9 protein-coding genes and 1 pseudogene are annotated in these 16210 nt (G+C 61.9%); 8 read left to right on the top strand and 2 right to left on the bottom strand.

Annotated features, from left to right (window positions below; translation table 11 throughout):
* Positions 1-408: 408 nt before the first annotated feature.
* Positions 409-1326: a MipA/OmpV family protein gene (locus CO664_RS21855; RefSeq protein ID WP_234820299.1), complete on the top strand. Its 918-nt coding sequence runs from the start codon at positions 409-411 to the stop codon at positions 1324-1326.
* On the opposite strand, the gene CO664_RS30990 is transcribed toward CO664_RS21855, so the two are convergent.
* Both CO664_RS30990 and CO664_RS21845 read right to left on the bottom strand, forming a co-directional pair.
* Positions 1323-1625 (bottom strand): hypothetical protein, encoded by a 303-nt coding sequence (locus CO664_RS30990; RefSeq protein WP_210201049.1) that lies wholly within the window; start codon positions 1623-1625, stop codon positions 1323-1325. The two genes, CO664_RS21855 and CO664_RS30990, sit on opposite strands and share 4 nt — an antisense overlap.
* 65 nt (positions 1626-1690) lie before the next feature.
* Entirely contained in the window at positions 1691-2998 is a 1308-nt protein-coding gene (locus tag CO664_RS21845; protein ID WP_234820298.1) for a patatin-like phospholipase family protein, read from the bottom strand.
* 264 nt (positions 2999-3262) lie between these two features.
* Between CO664_RS21845 and CO664_RS21840 the strand changes: the two genes are divergently transcribed.
* The 7 genes and pseudogenes from CO664_RS21840 to CO664_RS21810 all read left to right on the top strand — a co-directional run bounded on the left by CO664_RS21840 (position 3263) and on the right by CO664_RS21810 (position 15842).
* On the top strand, positions 3263-4708 hold the full coding sequence (locus tag CO664_RS21840; RefSeq protein WP_097539881.1) for an efflux transporter outer membrane subunit: 1446 nt from the start codon (positions 3263-3265) through the stop codon (positions 4706-4708).
* A complete protein-coding gene (locus tag CO664_RS21835) occupies positions 4708-5808 on the top strand; it encodes an efflux RND transporter periplasmic adaptor subunit (RefSeq protein ID WP_097527408.1) in 1101 nt (366 codons plus the stop codon). Before CO664_RS21840 ends, CO664_RS21835 begins: the two co-directional genes overlap by 1 nt.
* Positions 5805-8915 carry an efflux RND transporter permease subunit gene (locus CO664_RS21830; RefSeq protein ID WP_097539880.1) on the top strand — a complete coding sequence of 1037 codons (3111 nt, stop codon included), beginning with the start codon at positions 5805-5807 and terminating at the stop codon, positions 8913-8915. The genes CO664_RS21835 and CO664_RS21830 overlap by 4 nt, the downstream gene beginning before the upstream one ends.
* Before the next feature lie 4 nt (positions 8916-8919).
* Entirely contained in the window at positions 8920-9549 is a 630-nt protein-coding gene (locus CO664_RS21825) for an isoprenylcysteine carboxylmethyltransferase family protein (RefSeq protein ID WP_097539879.1), read from the top strand.
* A 446-nt stretch (positions 9550-9995) separates the two neighbouring features.
* Complete coding sequence (locus CO664_RS21820; RefSeq protein WP_097539878.1) at positions 9996-11138, top strand: efflux RND transporter periplasmic adaptor subunit; 1143 nt, start codon at positions 9996-9998, stop codon at positions 11136-11138.
* Complete coding sequence (locus CO664_RS21815) at positions 11135-12703, top strand: FAD-dependent oxidoreductase (protein ID WP_097539877.1); 1569 nt, start codon at positions 11135-11137, stop codon at positions 12701-12703. The genes CO664_RS21820 and CO664_RS21815 overlap by 4 nt, the downstream gene beginning before the upstream one ends.
* A gap of 29 nt (positions 12704-12732) precedes the next feature.
* A pseudogene (locus CO664_RS21810) lies at positions 12733-15842 on the top strand (efflux RND transporter permease subunit).
* Positions 15843-16210 lie beyond the last annotated feature (368 nt).

Here is a 16210-nt window from a genome sequence, read left to right as displayed (position 1 = left end):
GGTTGAGGCACGATGTTTCATTGTCGCCAAAACACACCCAAAGTCACGGGTGAAGATATTTTGATATGTTAAGCTAAAGCTGGACCGTAGCGAGGCGCCACCACTCCGTCGGCCGCGCGACGATCATCGATACCGAAATCACCGGCTGGCCACACCATGACGAGTATTGGACCGAGCTTGTCTGAACGGATGGCTGGCCTTGAATTGTTCGGGTGCAGACAACTGGTCTGCACACTCACGCGGAAGCTGTGCGGACTGTTGCGAATGAGTGTCGTTCTGCACTCATTATCTGCGTTTCGCTCTGTTAGGCAGGACCCGCGGGGCCAGCGGCATCGCCACGCCAACATTTCTTAACATCAGAAAACCCAAGTTAACGACGTCATCCGGGATAGTGCGGCCGCGAGAGGTATGACGCATTCCGCGTTGAACACTCTCTCGATCAGCCCCCAGGAGCGAGTTCGAATGTCATTGACCAAGTCCTTTTTAATCCGGCCGCGTGTCGCCATAGCTGCGGGTTTCGCGGTGTTTGCTTGCCCCCTGTTGCAGGCACGCGCTGCCGACCTTTACGAGAGCGAGGCGGCCGCCATTCCACCGTCAGGGAGCTTCGACAACGGACGCTTCGGTGGGATACGCCAGAAGCTTTCGGACTGGGACGTTATGGTCGGCGCCGGAGCCATCTATGCGCCAAAATTCGAAGGATCCGACGAGTTTGAACTCGTCCCCATTCCTATGATCTCCGCAACCTTCGGTGATCGCGTCACCGTCGATCCTGGCGGGGTGGCCGTCGACGTGTTCAAGTCCAACGGTTTCAAGTTCACGGTGAAGGGCGGCTACGACATGGGAGGGGGGCGCGATGAAGACGATTCCCCTCACCTTAAGGGCGTCGGTGACATCGACGCCGGCGCTGTCGTTGGAACGCAGATCTCGTATGAACTGGGGCCGATGGAACTTTATGCGTCTGTCGACAAAACGATTGGCGGCAGCGACGGTCTGCTCGGTGAAGTCGGAGCGAATGTCTCCCATCACCATGATCGCTTTATCCTTTCCGCGGGCGCTTCCGCGACATTCGCCGACGACAACCATATGGAGAGCTACTTTGGGGTAACGGCTGCCCAGTCCGCACGGTCAGGCTTGCGGCAATACGATGCAGGCGCGGGTCTCAAGCGCGTCGACCTCGAAGCCTCCGTGACCTACATGGCGACGGAAAACTGGCTGATCCGAGGCCAAGCAGGTGTCGGCTTCCTGACCGGCGACGCGAAGGACAGCCCGATCGTTCAGGACGATGTGCAGCCGTCAGCGATGTTGGTCGTCGGTTACAAGTTCTAGGAGACCAGCAGACAACAGCAATTCCGCTGGTCTCCCTGCATCGGGATCGGCGGAATTTCTGTGGCCGGCACAGCGCGACCCGGATCGTCGCGTTCGGCGACCAGCGTGCCTGGCGTCCCTGCCTTCGGCCTCCACAGAAAGACCGCTAGCCGTGCGGCAGTCTCCGGACGAGCACCGGAACCACGAACGAGGCTGCGAGCCGCAGTCGACAGACCGGCGACCGTGGCGTTGGCCGGCACGATGCGGGTGATGGTCGCGTGAACAACGAGATCGATATTCTCTTTCCTTTCCAATAACACGGTTGAATACTTATCAGGGCAATGCGGGGAAGCGCCCCCTGCTAAGTGAGGGAAGACGGGTGCGGCTATCGCCACTGCGCCATCTGTGTGGCTGCCGGCGTGTCGGTGAACGAGGGCCTGTCTTTCCACAGGCTGTCGCTTGCCATTCTTGCGTACCCCAAGTTGTAGACCGAGCGCATGTAATTCGTATTGAATGGGTCGGTCATGTCGTAGGAAACCTGCGCATCGATCGAAGCCATCCGAAACCGAATGCCGGTCTTTTGGGCATAGGCGTAGGTAGCCAGCAGCGCGCTGCGTGTCTGTGCTTTGATGAGGAGTGAACTCGCCCTCGCCATGACGATCAACGTATTGTTTGTGGTCATGGCGAATTCCGGCATGAGGGCGTTGTTGACGAGAATGTACATGTTGAACTTAGGCCCTTTGGGCCATTCGTCCTCTTCTGCATTGGCAATCCACCCCTCCGGGATGGTCAGGATCTGGGAGGCTGCGCCTCCGTCGGAGTGCATCTCCTCAAACATTCGCCCACCGGCTTGGGCCTTGATGAGCACAGCGGGATAGAGGCCCGGGATGCTGGCCGATGCGATGATGATGTCCCGGAAGAGTTGCAACGCGTCGGGCCGGTTGCTGTCGGCGATGGCACCCATGTTCCAGATCACCGCTCTTTGGAAATCGAGGTTCGAGGTCAAAACGAGCAAGCGCCGTCCTTTGCGATGCTCCACGGCGATTCTCGCCAGTGTGTCGTGCGTCAGATACCGTTCGACCATTTTCCGAAGCGGTTCCTGGTTGAGGAGACTTGCGCCCAGCAGCCCCCTGGGCAGAAATCTCACGTCGACCAACTCCTGGGCGACGCCGCTTGTATAAAGATCGACCAGCGCCTTGTCGTAGGCCGGCCCGAGAAAGGCATAAGGTGCAATCAACGCACCCGTGCTGACGCCGCTGACCATGTCGAATTCGGGCCGTTGTCCCTTGTCCGACCAGGCCTTCAGCGCTCCGACACTGAACGCGCCCCCGGCCCCTCCGCCCGACAATACGAGGTAGTTGATTTCCTTGTGTCTCAGGATAGGAAGCCAAGCACGTCCCTGGGGCAAACTTCCACGCGAATCCGCGTAAATGCGGATATCGCCAAACCCCTCGACACTGGCTGCCGATGCGGCTTTTGGCCCGTAAGGAATACGGCCCGGCGCCATACAACCAGCAAGAAACGCCAACAGGAGGATAGCCAGCAGTCGAGGCATATCTGTAGCCTCTACCTGCAATTCCGACGAGACATCAAAGCGTCCGCCAGCCGTCCACCAGCCGCCGTGAATGCCGCTTCCGCTTCGAAGCCTGTTCGCCCGACTTGGTGACCGCAGTAGCAAACCTTCATAGTTCACAGCCAGAATTCTTCGAGATATCTCTGGCGGAACTAATCGATTCTGTCGTTGGCTTGGGTTTCCTCTTGTTAAGAGTTGTTAAGCCGCATCCGCAGGAGCAACGGCGGATAATACGATTGCACGAGTAACTCTGGAGCCCGGAGTGCCTTTCTGCCCGGTAACGCCCGACATCAAACTTAATCTATCTTAATCGATCTTCGACCCCGCCTCACATTCGATCCGCTACATCCCGTGCAGGAAAGTAAGGGATTGTGAGTGCAGTAAATGAAGGCGGCCCATCGTAGAATCGTCGACATCGGCAGCATTGCGGCCTGCCTAGTCGTCTCAGGCTGCACGGTCGTAGCCGATCTCAGGAAACCCGACGTTGAGATCGCAAATGTCTGGCATGCGACTTTCCCGCATGGCGGCCGGACCAGTGATCTTGTGTCCTGGTGGTCGACCTTCAGCGATCCGTCGCTGACAACGCTCGTCGCAATGGCACAAGCCAAAAGCCCCGGCCTGGAAGCCGCAGCAGCTGAGATCGAGAGCGCCCGTGCCACGCTGGCGTCCGCACAATCGAACCTCTTTCCGGGGCTCAGCGGCTCGGCTTCGCTCGCGCGCTCGGGCGCTGGCGGCAACGGTGCCAGCGAAGCTGCGGCCTCCACAATGACGAGCGGCAGCCTCGACGCCGCCTGGGAGCTCGACCTGTTCGGCAAAGTGCGGCAGAAAAGCGAGGCAGCACGGTTGAGGGTTGACGAAAGGATCGCCGATTGGGACGGCGCGCGCGTATCGCTCGCCGCCGAGGTGGCGGACTATTATGTGCAATACCGTGCCTGTCGGCAGCTAGAGCGTACCTATACTGCCGAAGTAGCCTCGCAGCGCGAGACGATCCGGGCAACCGAGACGGCGGCGGCCTCTGGCTTCACGTCGAGCAGCGACCTTGCACTGGCCCGGGCGAGCGCTGCGGCCTCAGCCTCGACACTCACTGCGCAGCGCGCCGAGTGCGAACTTCTCATCAAGTTACTCACCCGCCTTACCAGCGGCGACGAGCCTCGTGTGCGCAATCTTCTGGCGAAAGGCTGGTCGGACATTCCGACGCCGATGACCTTCAGCGTCGCGGCCGTGCCAGCCGATGCCCTGCGGCAACGCCCTGACATCAACGCGCTGGAACTCGAGGTCGCCGCTTCACTCGCCGAGGTCGGAGCGGCCAAAGCAGACCTCTATCCGAGCCTCAGCCTCGGCGGCTCCGTGACGATCGGCAGTTCTTCGCTGACGGGAACTTCGGCGCCCTGGTCCTTCGGCCCGGCCCTTTCAATCCCGCTCTTCAACGGCGGTTCGCGCCGCGCGGCGGTGGCAAGCGCGGTAGCCGCCTACGATCTGGCAGTGGCCGCCTACAAATCAGGCGTGCTGGATGCAGTCGCCGAAGTCGAAGCCGCGCTCGTGCGGATCAACAGCACGCGACGTCGCATCGGCGACGCGACGGTCGCGGCGCGCAACTACCGCGCCTATTTCAACGCCGTGGATTCAAACTGGAAAGCGGGCGGCGCGAGCCTTCTCGAGCGTGAGACCGCCCGGCGGTCGGCGCAGTCGGCAGAACTCTCGCTCATCGAGATCCGCCGCGACTCGGTACGCTCCTGGATCGCACTCTACAAAGCACTCGGCGGCGGCTGGAATACGAGCGCCGCGGCCTCCGGAACTTTCCAGAAAAAATCAAAAGGAAATCAGCTCTGATGCGAGCGAAACCCCTTGTTGTTGCCCTTTTCCTCGGTGTGAAGCTCGTTTCGGCCGCGGCGCCTGTGCTCGCGCAACAGAACGAGGCAGCAGCGCTTACCGTCGCCGTAGCAAAGCCTGCAGAACGCCAGTGGCCTGAGACGATACCGGCCAGCGGCTGGCTGAAACCATGGCACGAGGCGGTCATCGCTGCGGAGATCGATGGCCTGCGTGTGACCGATGTCCTTGTCGATGTCGGATCGGTCGTCTCTCGAGGTCAGCCCCTCGGCCGACTTGCCGACGAATCGGTGCGCGCTGAACTGCATTACCAGGAGGCGGCGCTGGCAAGCGCCAGGGCCGACCTCGCCAAGGCGAGGGCGAATGCCGGCCGGGCACGCAAGGTGGAGGGAAGCGGCGCGCTTTCGGATGAGAAGATCAACGAATACCTGATCGCCGAGCAGACGGCGATCGCCGGTGTCGAATCCGCCGAAGCCTCGCTGGAAAGCCAAAAGATCAAGCTTGCCAAGACAACCATCCTGGCCGCGGACGATGGGCTGATCACATCCCGCTCGGCCCAGCTTGGCGCGGTCGTCTCCTCCGGCACGGAACTGTTCCGCATGATCCGCCAACAGCGCGTCGAATGGCAGCCGGAAGTGTCTGCACGCTATTTGCCGCGCATCAAGGAAGGCTTGGCCGCTACATTCGTCGGTCCCGGTGACCGACGCGTCAAAGGGACAGTTCGGCTCGTCGGCCCGACCGTCAGCACCGATACCGGACGGGCACTCCTCTATGTGGCGCTGCCGCAGGAGGCGCGCCCTCCCATCGGCCTTTACGTCACCGGTCAGATCGAACTTGACACCACGGCGGCGCTAACCGTGCCCGAGACGGCGCTGATCCTGCGTGACGGCATCTCTTACGTCTTCACCGTGGACGCAGATAAGCGCGCTTCCCGCGTTCGTGTGGAAACCGGCCGCCGCAATGGTAGCGAAGTGGAGATCCTCTCGGGCCTCGACCGCTCGGCCGAGGTCGTGATGGCGGGCGGCGCTTTCCTTTCAGACAAGGCCTTCGTCCGCGTGGTCGGTGACGCGCTCGTTCAGCTCGAAGAGGGAGAAGCCCGATGAACTTTTCCGCCTCGTCGATCCGCAATCCGGTTCCCGCCATCCTGCTGTTCATCCTGCTGACCGTCGGCGGCCTGCTCGCCTTTGACCGGCTCGCGGTGCAGAATTTTCCCGACATGGACCTGCCGACCGTTCAGGTCAGCGCCTCGCTTGACGGTGCCGCGCCGGCCCAGCTCGAAACGGAAGTCGCGCGCAAGATCGAAGACAGGCTCGCCTCACTGAGCCTCCTCGACCACATCACGACGAAGGTCTCGGACGGGAGCGTCACCATCAATGTCTCGTTTCAGCTCGGAAAGAGCAGCGAGGAAGCATTGAGCGAGGTGCGCGATGCCGTCGACAGCGCGAGCGGCGACCTGCCTTCCGAGATGCAGGCACCGGGCGTGACCAAGGCGACGGTGCAGGGCTCCGCTCTCCTCACCTATGCTGTGCGCTCCACGCGCCTCAACGAGACGGAACTCTCCTGGTTCGTCGACAACGACATGACGAAAGCCCTGCTTTCCGTACCCGGCGTCGGCGAGGTCAGCCGGATCGGCGGCATCGACCGTGAAGTGCACATCGACCTCGACCCCCAGATGATGAGCGCGCTCCGCCTCAGCGCGGCGACAGTTTCCACACAGCTCAAGTCCGTGCAGTCGGACACATCGGGCGGCCGGGCCGAGATCGGCGGCGGCAAGCAGGGGATACGCACGCTCGGCGCGGTTTCCTCGATCGAGGAACTGAAGGCGCTCGCGATCCCGCTTCCGAGCGGCGTGTTGGTGCGGCTGGACGAGATCGGCGCAGTGACGGACAGTTTTGCCGACCGGTCGTCGATAGCCTATCTCGATGGCGAACCCGTGATCGCTGTCGAGGTCAAACGATCGAACGGCTTTTCGGACACGGGGGCTGCGGCCGCCATCGACGCGGCCATGCAGGATTTTGCTGCCTCCAATCCCGATGTCGAGATCGTCAAGGCTTACAGCACGGTCGGGCCGATTGTCGAAAATTATGCTGGCTCGATGCACATGCTCTACGAGGGCGCGATTCTCGCGGTCGTGGTGGTCTGGCTCTTCCTGCGCGACTGGCGGGCGACTTTTCTCTCGGCGGTGGCGCTACCGCTATCGGTCATTCCGACCTTCCTTGTAATGTATCTGGCGGATTTCAGCCTCAATACGGTCACGCTGCTCGCGCTCTCGCTCGTGGTCGGCATCCTCATCGACGATGCCATCGTCGAGATCGAGAACATCGCGCGCCATCTGCAAATGGGAAAGCCGCCGAAGGAGGCTGCGCTCGAAGCTGCCGATGAAATCGGCCTTGCCGTCATCGCCACGACCTTGACGCTCGTCGCGGTCTTCCTGCCGACCGCCTTCATGAGCGGCATTCCAGGCCTGATCTTCCGCCAGTTCGGCGTGACGGCAGCCGTGGCGGTTCTCGCCTCACTGGTCGTCGCGCGCCTGCTCACGCCGATGATGGCCGCATACATCATGAAGGCGCACCCCGTCGAGGCAGAGGATGGCCGGATCATGCGTGCCTACATGACCGTCGTCAAAACCTGCCTGCATCATCGCAAGCTGACCATTCTCGGCGTTTGCTTGTTCCTCGGGCTCTCCCTCTCGATGATTCCCATGCTCAGCACCGGTTTCCTGCCTCCGTCGGACGACGCGCAGACGCAAGTCACCCTGACACTGCAACCCGGCAGTACGATCCAACAAACGGACGCGACCACACGGCGAGCGGCGGACATCGTTTCCGATCTGCCGGACGTCACACGCGTGTTCTCCGCGGTCGGTAGCGCCTCGTCAGGCGACCTTATCGCTTCCTCGGCGACAATCGACACGGCGACCGCCGCACTCGTCGTCGACCTAAAGAAGATCGGCCAACGCAGCCGCAAGCAGGCCGAGATCGAAAACGACATCCGGCAGGCGCTTGCCGTTGTTCCAGGCGCCAGGATCGAGGTGGGCACGGGCGGCAATGGCACGACGCTGGACATCACGCTCGCGAGCGACGATTCCAATGCACTCGACCGGGCGGCCACAACGCTCGAAGAGCAACTGCGCACCCTCCAGGGCATCGGCGCGGTGTCCTCCAGTGCCTCCCTCCAGGCCCCGGAAATCCAGATCGTCCCGGATCTCGACAGCGCCGCCGCCCTCGGCGTCACGGCAGAAGCGATTTCAGAGGCGGTCCGCGTGGCAACGAACGGAGATTATTCTTCCGCGCTCGCCAAGCTCAACTTGCCACAGCGCCAGCTTCCGATCCGCGTCCGATTCGATCCCAGAAACCGGACGGCACTCGACGACATCGCCAATCTGCATGTTGCCGGCGTCAGGGGCAGCGTCGATCTCGGCTCGGTCGCCGACATCCGCGTCGGCGGGAGCCCGTCGCAGATCAGCCGCATCGACCGCTTGCGAAACGTCACGCTGTCGGTCGAACTCAACGGCCGCATCCTCGGTGAGGTCTTTCGCGAGGCGCAGGCATTACCCGCCCTGCAGAACCTTCCGGACGGTGTCAAGCTTGTCGAACAGGGGGAACTGCAGCGAAGCTCCGAACTGTTCGACAACTTCGCCGTCGCGATGGGAATCGGCGTGTTCTGCATCTATGCGGTGCTGGTGTTACTCTTCCATGACTTCTTCCAGCCGTTGACGATCCTGACGGCGCTTCCGCTGTCGCTGGGGGGTGCCTTGCTGCCTCTGGTGCTGACCGGCACGAGCTTTTCGATGCCGGTGGTGATCGGCCTACTCATGCTGATGGGCGTCGTGACGAAGAATTCGATCCTGCTCGTCGAATACGCGATTATGGGGCGGCGCGGCGGCATGTCTCGGTTCGACGCCCTCGTCGATGCCTGCCATAAGCGAGCCCGCCCAATCGTGATGACGACGATCGCCATGAGCGGCGGCATGTTTCCGGTGGCCGTGAGCCTTAGCGGGGGCGATGCGAGTTTCCGTCAACCGATGGCGATCGTCGTCATCGGCGGCCTCATGACCTCCACGGTACTCAGCCTCATCGTCATCCCCATCATCTTCACCCTCGTCGACGACTTCCTGCTGCTTCTCAAGCGGATCTTCCAAGGAAGACTAGAGGAAGGACCGTTTACCTGCTCAATTCCTCTCAAAAATTCAAATCTTACACGGAAGTAGATCAATGACCCACTCTGCAACACGGCCGGAACGGCCATTCAGACAGAAGGTGAGAATTCTGCTGCTCTGGGCGCTCGCGACGGCCTTCGTGATCCTCAATCTCGTCAGTCACCCCCTTCGCCCAGGCTATAGCCTGCTCGAAAGTATTCTTGAGCAGGCCGGTACCTTGTTAGTCATCGTTGGGGTGATCGGCCGGATCTGGTCGATCCTCTACGTGGGCGGAAGAAAGAACGCCGAGCTCGTGACCCAAGGCCCTTACTCGATCACCCGCAACCCCCTTTACTTCTTTTCTCTGATGGCGATCTTCGGAGTTGGTCTGGTGTTCGGTTCAATTATGGTAGCGGCATTTTTTACCATTCTGGCGTATTTCATTTTCTTGTATACCGCGAACCGAGAGGCGGCATATCTGTCGCGCGTCTTTGGTAAGGAATTCGACGACTACGCCCGTGGCACGCCGCTGTTTTGGCCGGACTTTTCAGGTTTCCAATGGGGCCCGGAACGGAGCTTTTCGCCCAGAGCGCTACGAGTGACCGTGCGCGACGCACTCTTCATTGTGGCGCTCGTGCCGGTTTCCGAGTTCTTCGAGTACCTCCACAGCCAAGGCTATTTGTTGGCCGCGGTCACCTTACCCTAATCAGCCGTCGGACGCCCAAAGCCTCCCCGTGTCACGTGCAGGGGCGGCTTCAAGGCCAGAACTTGGCGCATCATGCCCATTCAGCTCCCGTCGTCCGACTTCCGCTGTCCACCCGACTGCGACGTGACCCTGAACCGGACCGATCGACCCGTTGCGGTCGATCAACTATCTTTTGGCAATCGTCCGTTCTGCACCTTGTGGCGGACCTAAATGCGTTCAACTGCCGAAACCGCTGCCTCCACTGCCAGCGCGCTTATTGGCATTCCCGTCCCTCCTGATGCCATTCATGAAGACATCAGATTTTTTTCAGATTCCGATCGGGATTTCGGTCCTACCCTCCGGCGATAACTGATGACGCGAGGTGCGCAGAGCGCCTCAGTTTTCCAGATCGTTTGGGGTGTAACGCCGGACAGCAATGACCGGCGACAGCCTCTCTTGGGGGTTATATGCCGAATAGCCGCATCAAAAGCCGCCGTTCATTGGTCCTCTCTACCCTTGCGCTTTGCCTTGCCTCGGCCGGTTTCGTTGGTTGGTCCAACGCAAACAGCAGCGACGGCAACGTCGTCACGACGGGCAATTCGGATGGGCGCGAGGTCCGGATCGTCAGGACGCTGACGGTAGAGCCCAGGGCGATGCCCGTCCGCAACAGCGCCGTCGGGGAAATCCGTCCGCAGCGCGAGAGCGATTTTGCTTTCCGGCTCTCCGGCAAGCTCGTGTCGCGAACTGTCGAAGTCGGGGCGAAAGTCAGGAAGGGCGATGTGCTCGCACGGCTCGATGATCAGGAATATCGCAATCGCCTGAGAAGCGCCAAAGCCGATCAGCAGGCGGCCGAGGCCGCCGTCGTCGAGGCGCGGGCGAGCGAGGTTCGCATCAGAAGATTGCTGGAGCACGGATATACGACGCGCGCCAATCACGATGCTGCCTTAAAGAACTTGCGTTCGACCGTCGCCAAGCTCGAGGCGATGACTGCCGCCTTCGACATGGCCAAGGATCAGCTCGCCTATACCGAACTCCGGGCCGATTTCGACGGCATCATCACCGCCGTGGGCGCTGAGGAAGGCCAGGTCGTCAATGTCGGGCAGATGGTCGCGCGTATTGCCAATCCGGCCAACAAGGACGCCGTTTTCTCGATCGCCGAGGCGATGTTCGCGGCCCACCCGGCCGAGAGGGCAGGCGCTCGGATCACAATCTCGCTCCTCAGTGATCCTTCCGTTGCCGTCCTCGGTTTCGTGCGCGAGGTCGCGCCGATGGCGGATGCGGCGACGCGCACCTATCAGGTCAAAGTGGCGCTGCAAAATGCGCCCGAGGCAATGCGCTTCGGCGCCAGCGTGGCCGGCCGGGTGGAGCGGCCCGGCGATCCGGTTGTCACCATTCCCGGAAGTGCCCTGTTCGATCTGCGTGGCGAGCCCGCGGTTTGGGTTGTGGGCGCAGACGACACGGTCGCGCTGAAGCCGATAGTCGTTGCCCATTACGAGCCCGACCGTGTCGTTGTGAGCGACGGTCTGACCAAGGGAGACATTGTCGTTACGGCCGGCGTTAGCCGGCTGCGTGACCGGCAGAAAGTCCGCATCGAAGGAGACGGCAAATGAACGCTCTAGATACTGAAGTCCTGATCGTCGGCGCCGGGCCGACGGGCCTGACCCTTGCCCTCTGGCTCGCTCGCCTGGGCGTCGACATCCGCGTCATCGACAAGTCGGCCGGGCCCGGCGAAACGTCGCGCGCCCTTGCCGTGCAGGCTCGGACGCTCGAATTCCACCGGCAGATCGGCGTCGTCGATGACGTGCTCGAGGCCGGCATCCGCCTCGAGCAATTGACCGCCCGCACGCCGCGGAAAGTAAGCGCCATCATCCCCTTGAGCAGGTTCGGCGAAGGCGTCAGCCGCTATTCCTATGCCTTCGCGCTGCCGCAGGACATCCATGAGCGCGTGCTTATGGCTCACCTCGAGGAGGCCGGTGTCCACATCGAACGGCAGACCGAATTTGTGGCGTTCGAGGAAAAGAATGACGGCGTGACCGTCACGACTATTCGCGAGGGCGTCGAGAGGACCTTCAAGACCCGCTACATCTGCGGCTGCGACGGCGCGCGCAGCACCGTTCGCCATGCCCTCGGAATCGGCTTTCCCGGCGGCACCTACGACCAGTCCTTCTATGTCGCCGATGTCGACGGCGAAGGAGAAGTGACGCGGAACGGCATGGACGTCTGCCTTGGCAGCTACGGCTTCGCCCTGGTCATGCCGGTGCGGCAGACTGGCAGCATCAGGTTGATCGGCGTGGTTCCGGAGGCGCATCAAAGAGACCCTGTCATCACCTTTGAAGCCATTCGTCCGGAAATCGAGTGCCACACCGGCATTGCAATCAAGGCGCTCAACTGGTTCTCGACCTATCGCGTGCACCATCGCGTCGCGGAGCGGTTCCGCGTCGGCCGTGCCTTTCTGCTCGGAGATGCTGGACATATCCATAGCCCTGCCGGCGGCCAAGGGATGAACACCGGCATTGGCGACGCCGTCAACCTCGCCTGGAAACTCGCAGCCGTGCTGCAAGGTCGCGCCGCCGCTTCACTGCTCGACACCTACGAGACCGAGCGCCTCGCCTTCGCCCGCGTGCTGATCAAGAGCACAGACCAGGCCTTCAAGCTCGTATCGGGTCGCTCCTGGCTCCTCGGGCTGTGGCGGCGCTACGCACTGGCAAAGGTGATCTCGGCGATCACCCGCACGAAGATCGGCTCCCGCGCCTTCTTCGCGCTCATCTCTCAGACCGGCATCACCTATCGAAACAGCGCCCTCAGCTCCGGCCGCTCCGGTGCTGTCCAGGGCGGCGACCGGCTGCCATGGGTGCCATTTGGACAAGGCGATAACCATGCATGTCTCACCACCCTCGACTGGCAGGTCCATGTCTATGGTGAGGTCGAGCCGGCGTTCGGCGCAGCGATTTCGCTCGCCGGCATCCCGCTTCACCGTTTCGACTGGAGCACCGCGGCATGCCGGGTCGGAATAGTCAGGAACACGGCCTATCTCGTGCGGCCGGACGGCCATATCGCGATCGTCGCGAAGCAGGACGCAACTGCCTTCGAGCGCTTCATCGAGACCTATGCAATCAAACCGAGGCACGTCGAACCGTCGACGATCGAGCGCTTGTGCTCGCTCGCTGCGATCTAGCGCCGGTGGTTTATCGTGGGAGGAATATCATGACGAGCTGCAACCTTTCCGACTGGGCACTGCGCCACAAAAGCATCGTCGTCTACATGATGGTGGTGGCCGCGCTTGCCGGTCTCTGGGCCTATTCGACCCTGGGGCGGGAAGAAGACCCGGCCTTTACCATCAAGACGATGGTGGTGAAGACGCTGTGGCCGGGTGCCACCGCCGTCGACACCGTCAACCAAATCACCGACCGCATTGAGAAGAAGCTGGAGGAACTCCCGAACCTCGACTACGTGAGGAGCTACACCAAGCCTGGCGAATCCGTCGTCTTCGTCAACCTCAAGGACACGGTACCGGCGGCCGAGGTGCAGCCTCTCTGGTACCAAGTCCGCAAGAAGATGGACGACATAAAGTCCACGTTGCCCTCCGGCGCGATGGGTCCCAACTACAATGACGAGTTCGGCGACACTTATTCACTAATTTATGCACTGACCGCGGACGGCTTGTCGCATCGTGAGCAGAAAGACCTGGCGCTCAGCCTCAGGGCCGATTTCCTGCAGGTTCCGGACGTCGCCAAGGTCGATCTGATCGGCCAGCAGGACGAGAAGATCTATCTGGAGTTCTCGACGGAGAAGGTGGCGGCGCTCGGACTCGATGTAGGCACTATCTCGCAGGCTCTGCAGGCGCAGAATGCACTTCAGCCTAGCGGAACCGTCGACGCCGGACCCGAACGCATCGCTATCCGCGTCTCCGGCGAGTTCACCTCCGAAGAATGCCTGAAGGCGATCAATCTCTATACCGACGGCAAGTACTTCCGTCTCGGAGACGTCGCCGAAGTCAAGCGCACCTATTCCGACCCGCCGCAGCCGCTATTCCGCTTCAACGGACAGCCGGCGATCGGCATCGCCATCTCGATGACATCAGGTGGCGACGCGCTCGCGCTCGGCGAACACCTGAAGGAAAAGGTCGAGGAATTGAGGCGCGACCTGCCGATCGGTGTCGAACTTTCGCTGATCGCCGACCAGTCGCGCATCGTCGAGGAATCTGTCGGCGAGTTCACCAAGAGCCTCGCCGAGGCGGTGGCGATCGTGCTTGCGGTTTCCTTCCTCGCCCTTGGCTGGCGACCGGGCATCGTCGTGGCGGTGGCCATTCCCCTGGTGTTGGCGATCACCTTCGTGCTGATGGGTTACTTTGGCATTTCGCTGCAGCGCATTTCGCTCGGCGCCCTGATCATCGCATTGGGTCTTCTCGTCGACGACGCGATGATCGCTGTCGAGATGATGATCTCCAAGATGGAGGAGGGGTACGATCGGGTCTCCGCTGCCACTTACGCCTATTCATCCACGGCATTTCCGATGCTGACAGGCACTCTGGTGACGATTGCCGGCTTCGTTCCGGTGGGTTTCGCCAAGAGCGGCGCCGGCGAGTACTGCTTCTCGCTCTTCGCCGTGGTGGGTATCGCGCTGATCGTCTCATGGGTTGTCGCCGTGCTCTTTACGCCGCTTACCGGCGTCGCCATCCTGCCGGAGCGCATCGCGACACATGGCGCGCACGAAAGCTCACGCATGCTCCGCTGGTTCCGTCGCGTGCTGGAGCAGTCCATGCGGGCGAAGTGGACCGTGCTCGGTGCCACTGCCGGCCTCTTCGGACTTGCAGTGGTGGCGATGAACTTCGTGCCGCAGGAATTCTTCCCAAAGTCCGACCGGCCCGAAGTCATGGTCGACCTTACCCTGCCCCGCACCGCCTCCATCGATGCGACGCGCCAGGTTGTCGGCCGTGTGGAAGAGATCCTGAAAAAGGATCCAGACATCGAGCATTGGACGTTCTATGTCGGTCAGGGCGCGGTGCGGTTCTATCTGCCTCTCGACGCCCAACTTGCGAACGACTTCTTCACCCAGGCCGTAGTCGTGACTAAGGGCCCGGAGTCCGCCAGGGCGTGATCGCTCGGCTGGAGGCGGCGCTTTCGAAAGATTTCGACGACGTCATGTCTCGCGTGACGCCGCTCGAAATGGGCCCGCCCGTCGGCTGGCCGCTGAAGTTCCGCGTATCCGGGCCCGACATGGACGCGACGCGCAGCTACGCGCACGAGTTTGCCCAGGTGATCGGCGCCAACCCGCATGTTCGCAACATCAACTACGACTGGAACGAGCCGGCCAAGGTGATCAAGGTCAGGGTCGACCAGGATCGCGCGCGGGCTCTCGGCATCAGCTCGCAGCAGCTCTCGGAAGCGATCAACACGGTGCTGAGCGGATCAACGATCACGCAAATGCGCGACAGCGCCCACCTGATCGATATTGTCGCGCGAGCCGTGCCGGAGGAACGGGCGAAGCTCGACACGCTCCGCAACCTGACCGTCACCGCCTCCGGTGGGCGGCGCATCCCGCTCGCCCATGTGGCCACCCTCGCCTATGCGACGGAGCCGCCACTGATCTGGCGCCGCGGCCGCGTGCCCACGGTCACGGTCCAGGCCGACGTCACGCCCGGCAGTGACCCGACTGCCATCGTCAAGGCACTCGACTCCGATATCAAGGCCTTCGAAGGGCGGTTGCCGCACGGCTACCACATTGCGCTCGGCGGCGTCATGGAGGACAGCGCCAGGGCGCAGACCAGCATCTACGTGGTCCTCCCGATGATGCTGCTGCTGATGACTACGGTGCTGATAGTTCAGCTCAAGAGCTTCCAGCGCCTCATCCTCGTGTTCATGACGGCACCACTCGCCCTCATCGGCGTTGCCGCGGCGCTGCTTCTCTCCGGGGCTCCGATGGGGTTCGTCGCGATCCTTGGCGTAATGAGCTTGATCGGCATGGTGATCCGCAACTCCGTGATCCTGATCGCCCAGATCGACCAGCACATCGCCGACGGTGAGGAGCCTTGGTCGGCGGTGATCAGCGCCACGGAACACCGCCTGCGGCCCATCCTGCTGACTGCCGCCGCGGCGATTCTCGGCATGATCCCAATTGCGCCGACGGTGTTCTGGGGTCCGATGGCCTACGCGGTCATGGGCGGCTTGGTGGTGGCGACGCTGCTCACGCTGGTCTTCCTGCCGACTCTTTATGTCGCTTGGTTCCGGATCAAGGCGCCAGAGCCAAGCTCGCCAAAATTGCATGAACTGGCCATCAAGCCGCCGGCCCAGCCCATGCCGATCTCGGCCTATTGAGTGAAACGCACTTCGAAGGAACATCAACATGCTTGCCTACAGAAATTTTCTGCTGCGCTTTGACGCAGCCTTCCTGCTCATTGCTTCGACCGGCGGCATGACGGTCGACATTGCGGGCTCCTTTCTTGCAAGAGGGCCGGAAGCGCTGCTCCTGAACGGGGTGCCCGGTGCCGCAATAGGTTTCATCGAAGCCCATGGTCTTGCCTTCATACTCGGGGTGATGCTGTGGCGAGCGGGGAGCAGTTGGCACGTCGTCGGGGCAGCGGTGCACCTGCTGCTCGGCATGGCAGTTTTTCATTCTGACCGGAACGCTTGCAGCAGGCTACATGACTGCCGGCCTGCACGGCTTCTTCGTCCTCGCCCATCTC

Source organism: Sinorhizobium sp. NG07B (genome assembly GCF_002532005.1).
In the GTDB taxonomy this organism is placed as follows: Bacteria; Pseudomonadota; Alphaproteobacteria; order Rhizobiales; family Rhizobiaceae; genus Sinorhizobium; species Sinorhizobium fredii_C.
The sequence above is the reverse complement of the archived record's forward strand: the minus strand, read 5'-3'. Positions and strand labels throughout refer to the sequence as shown.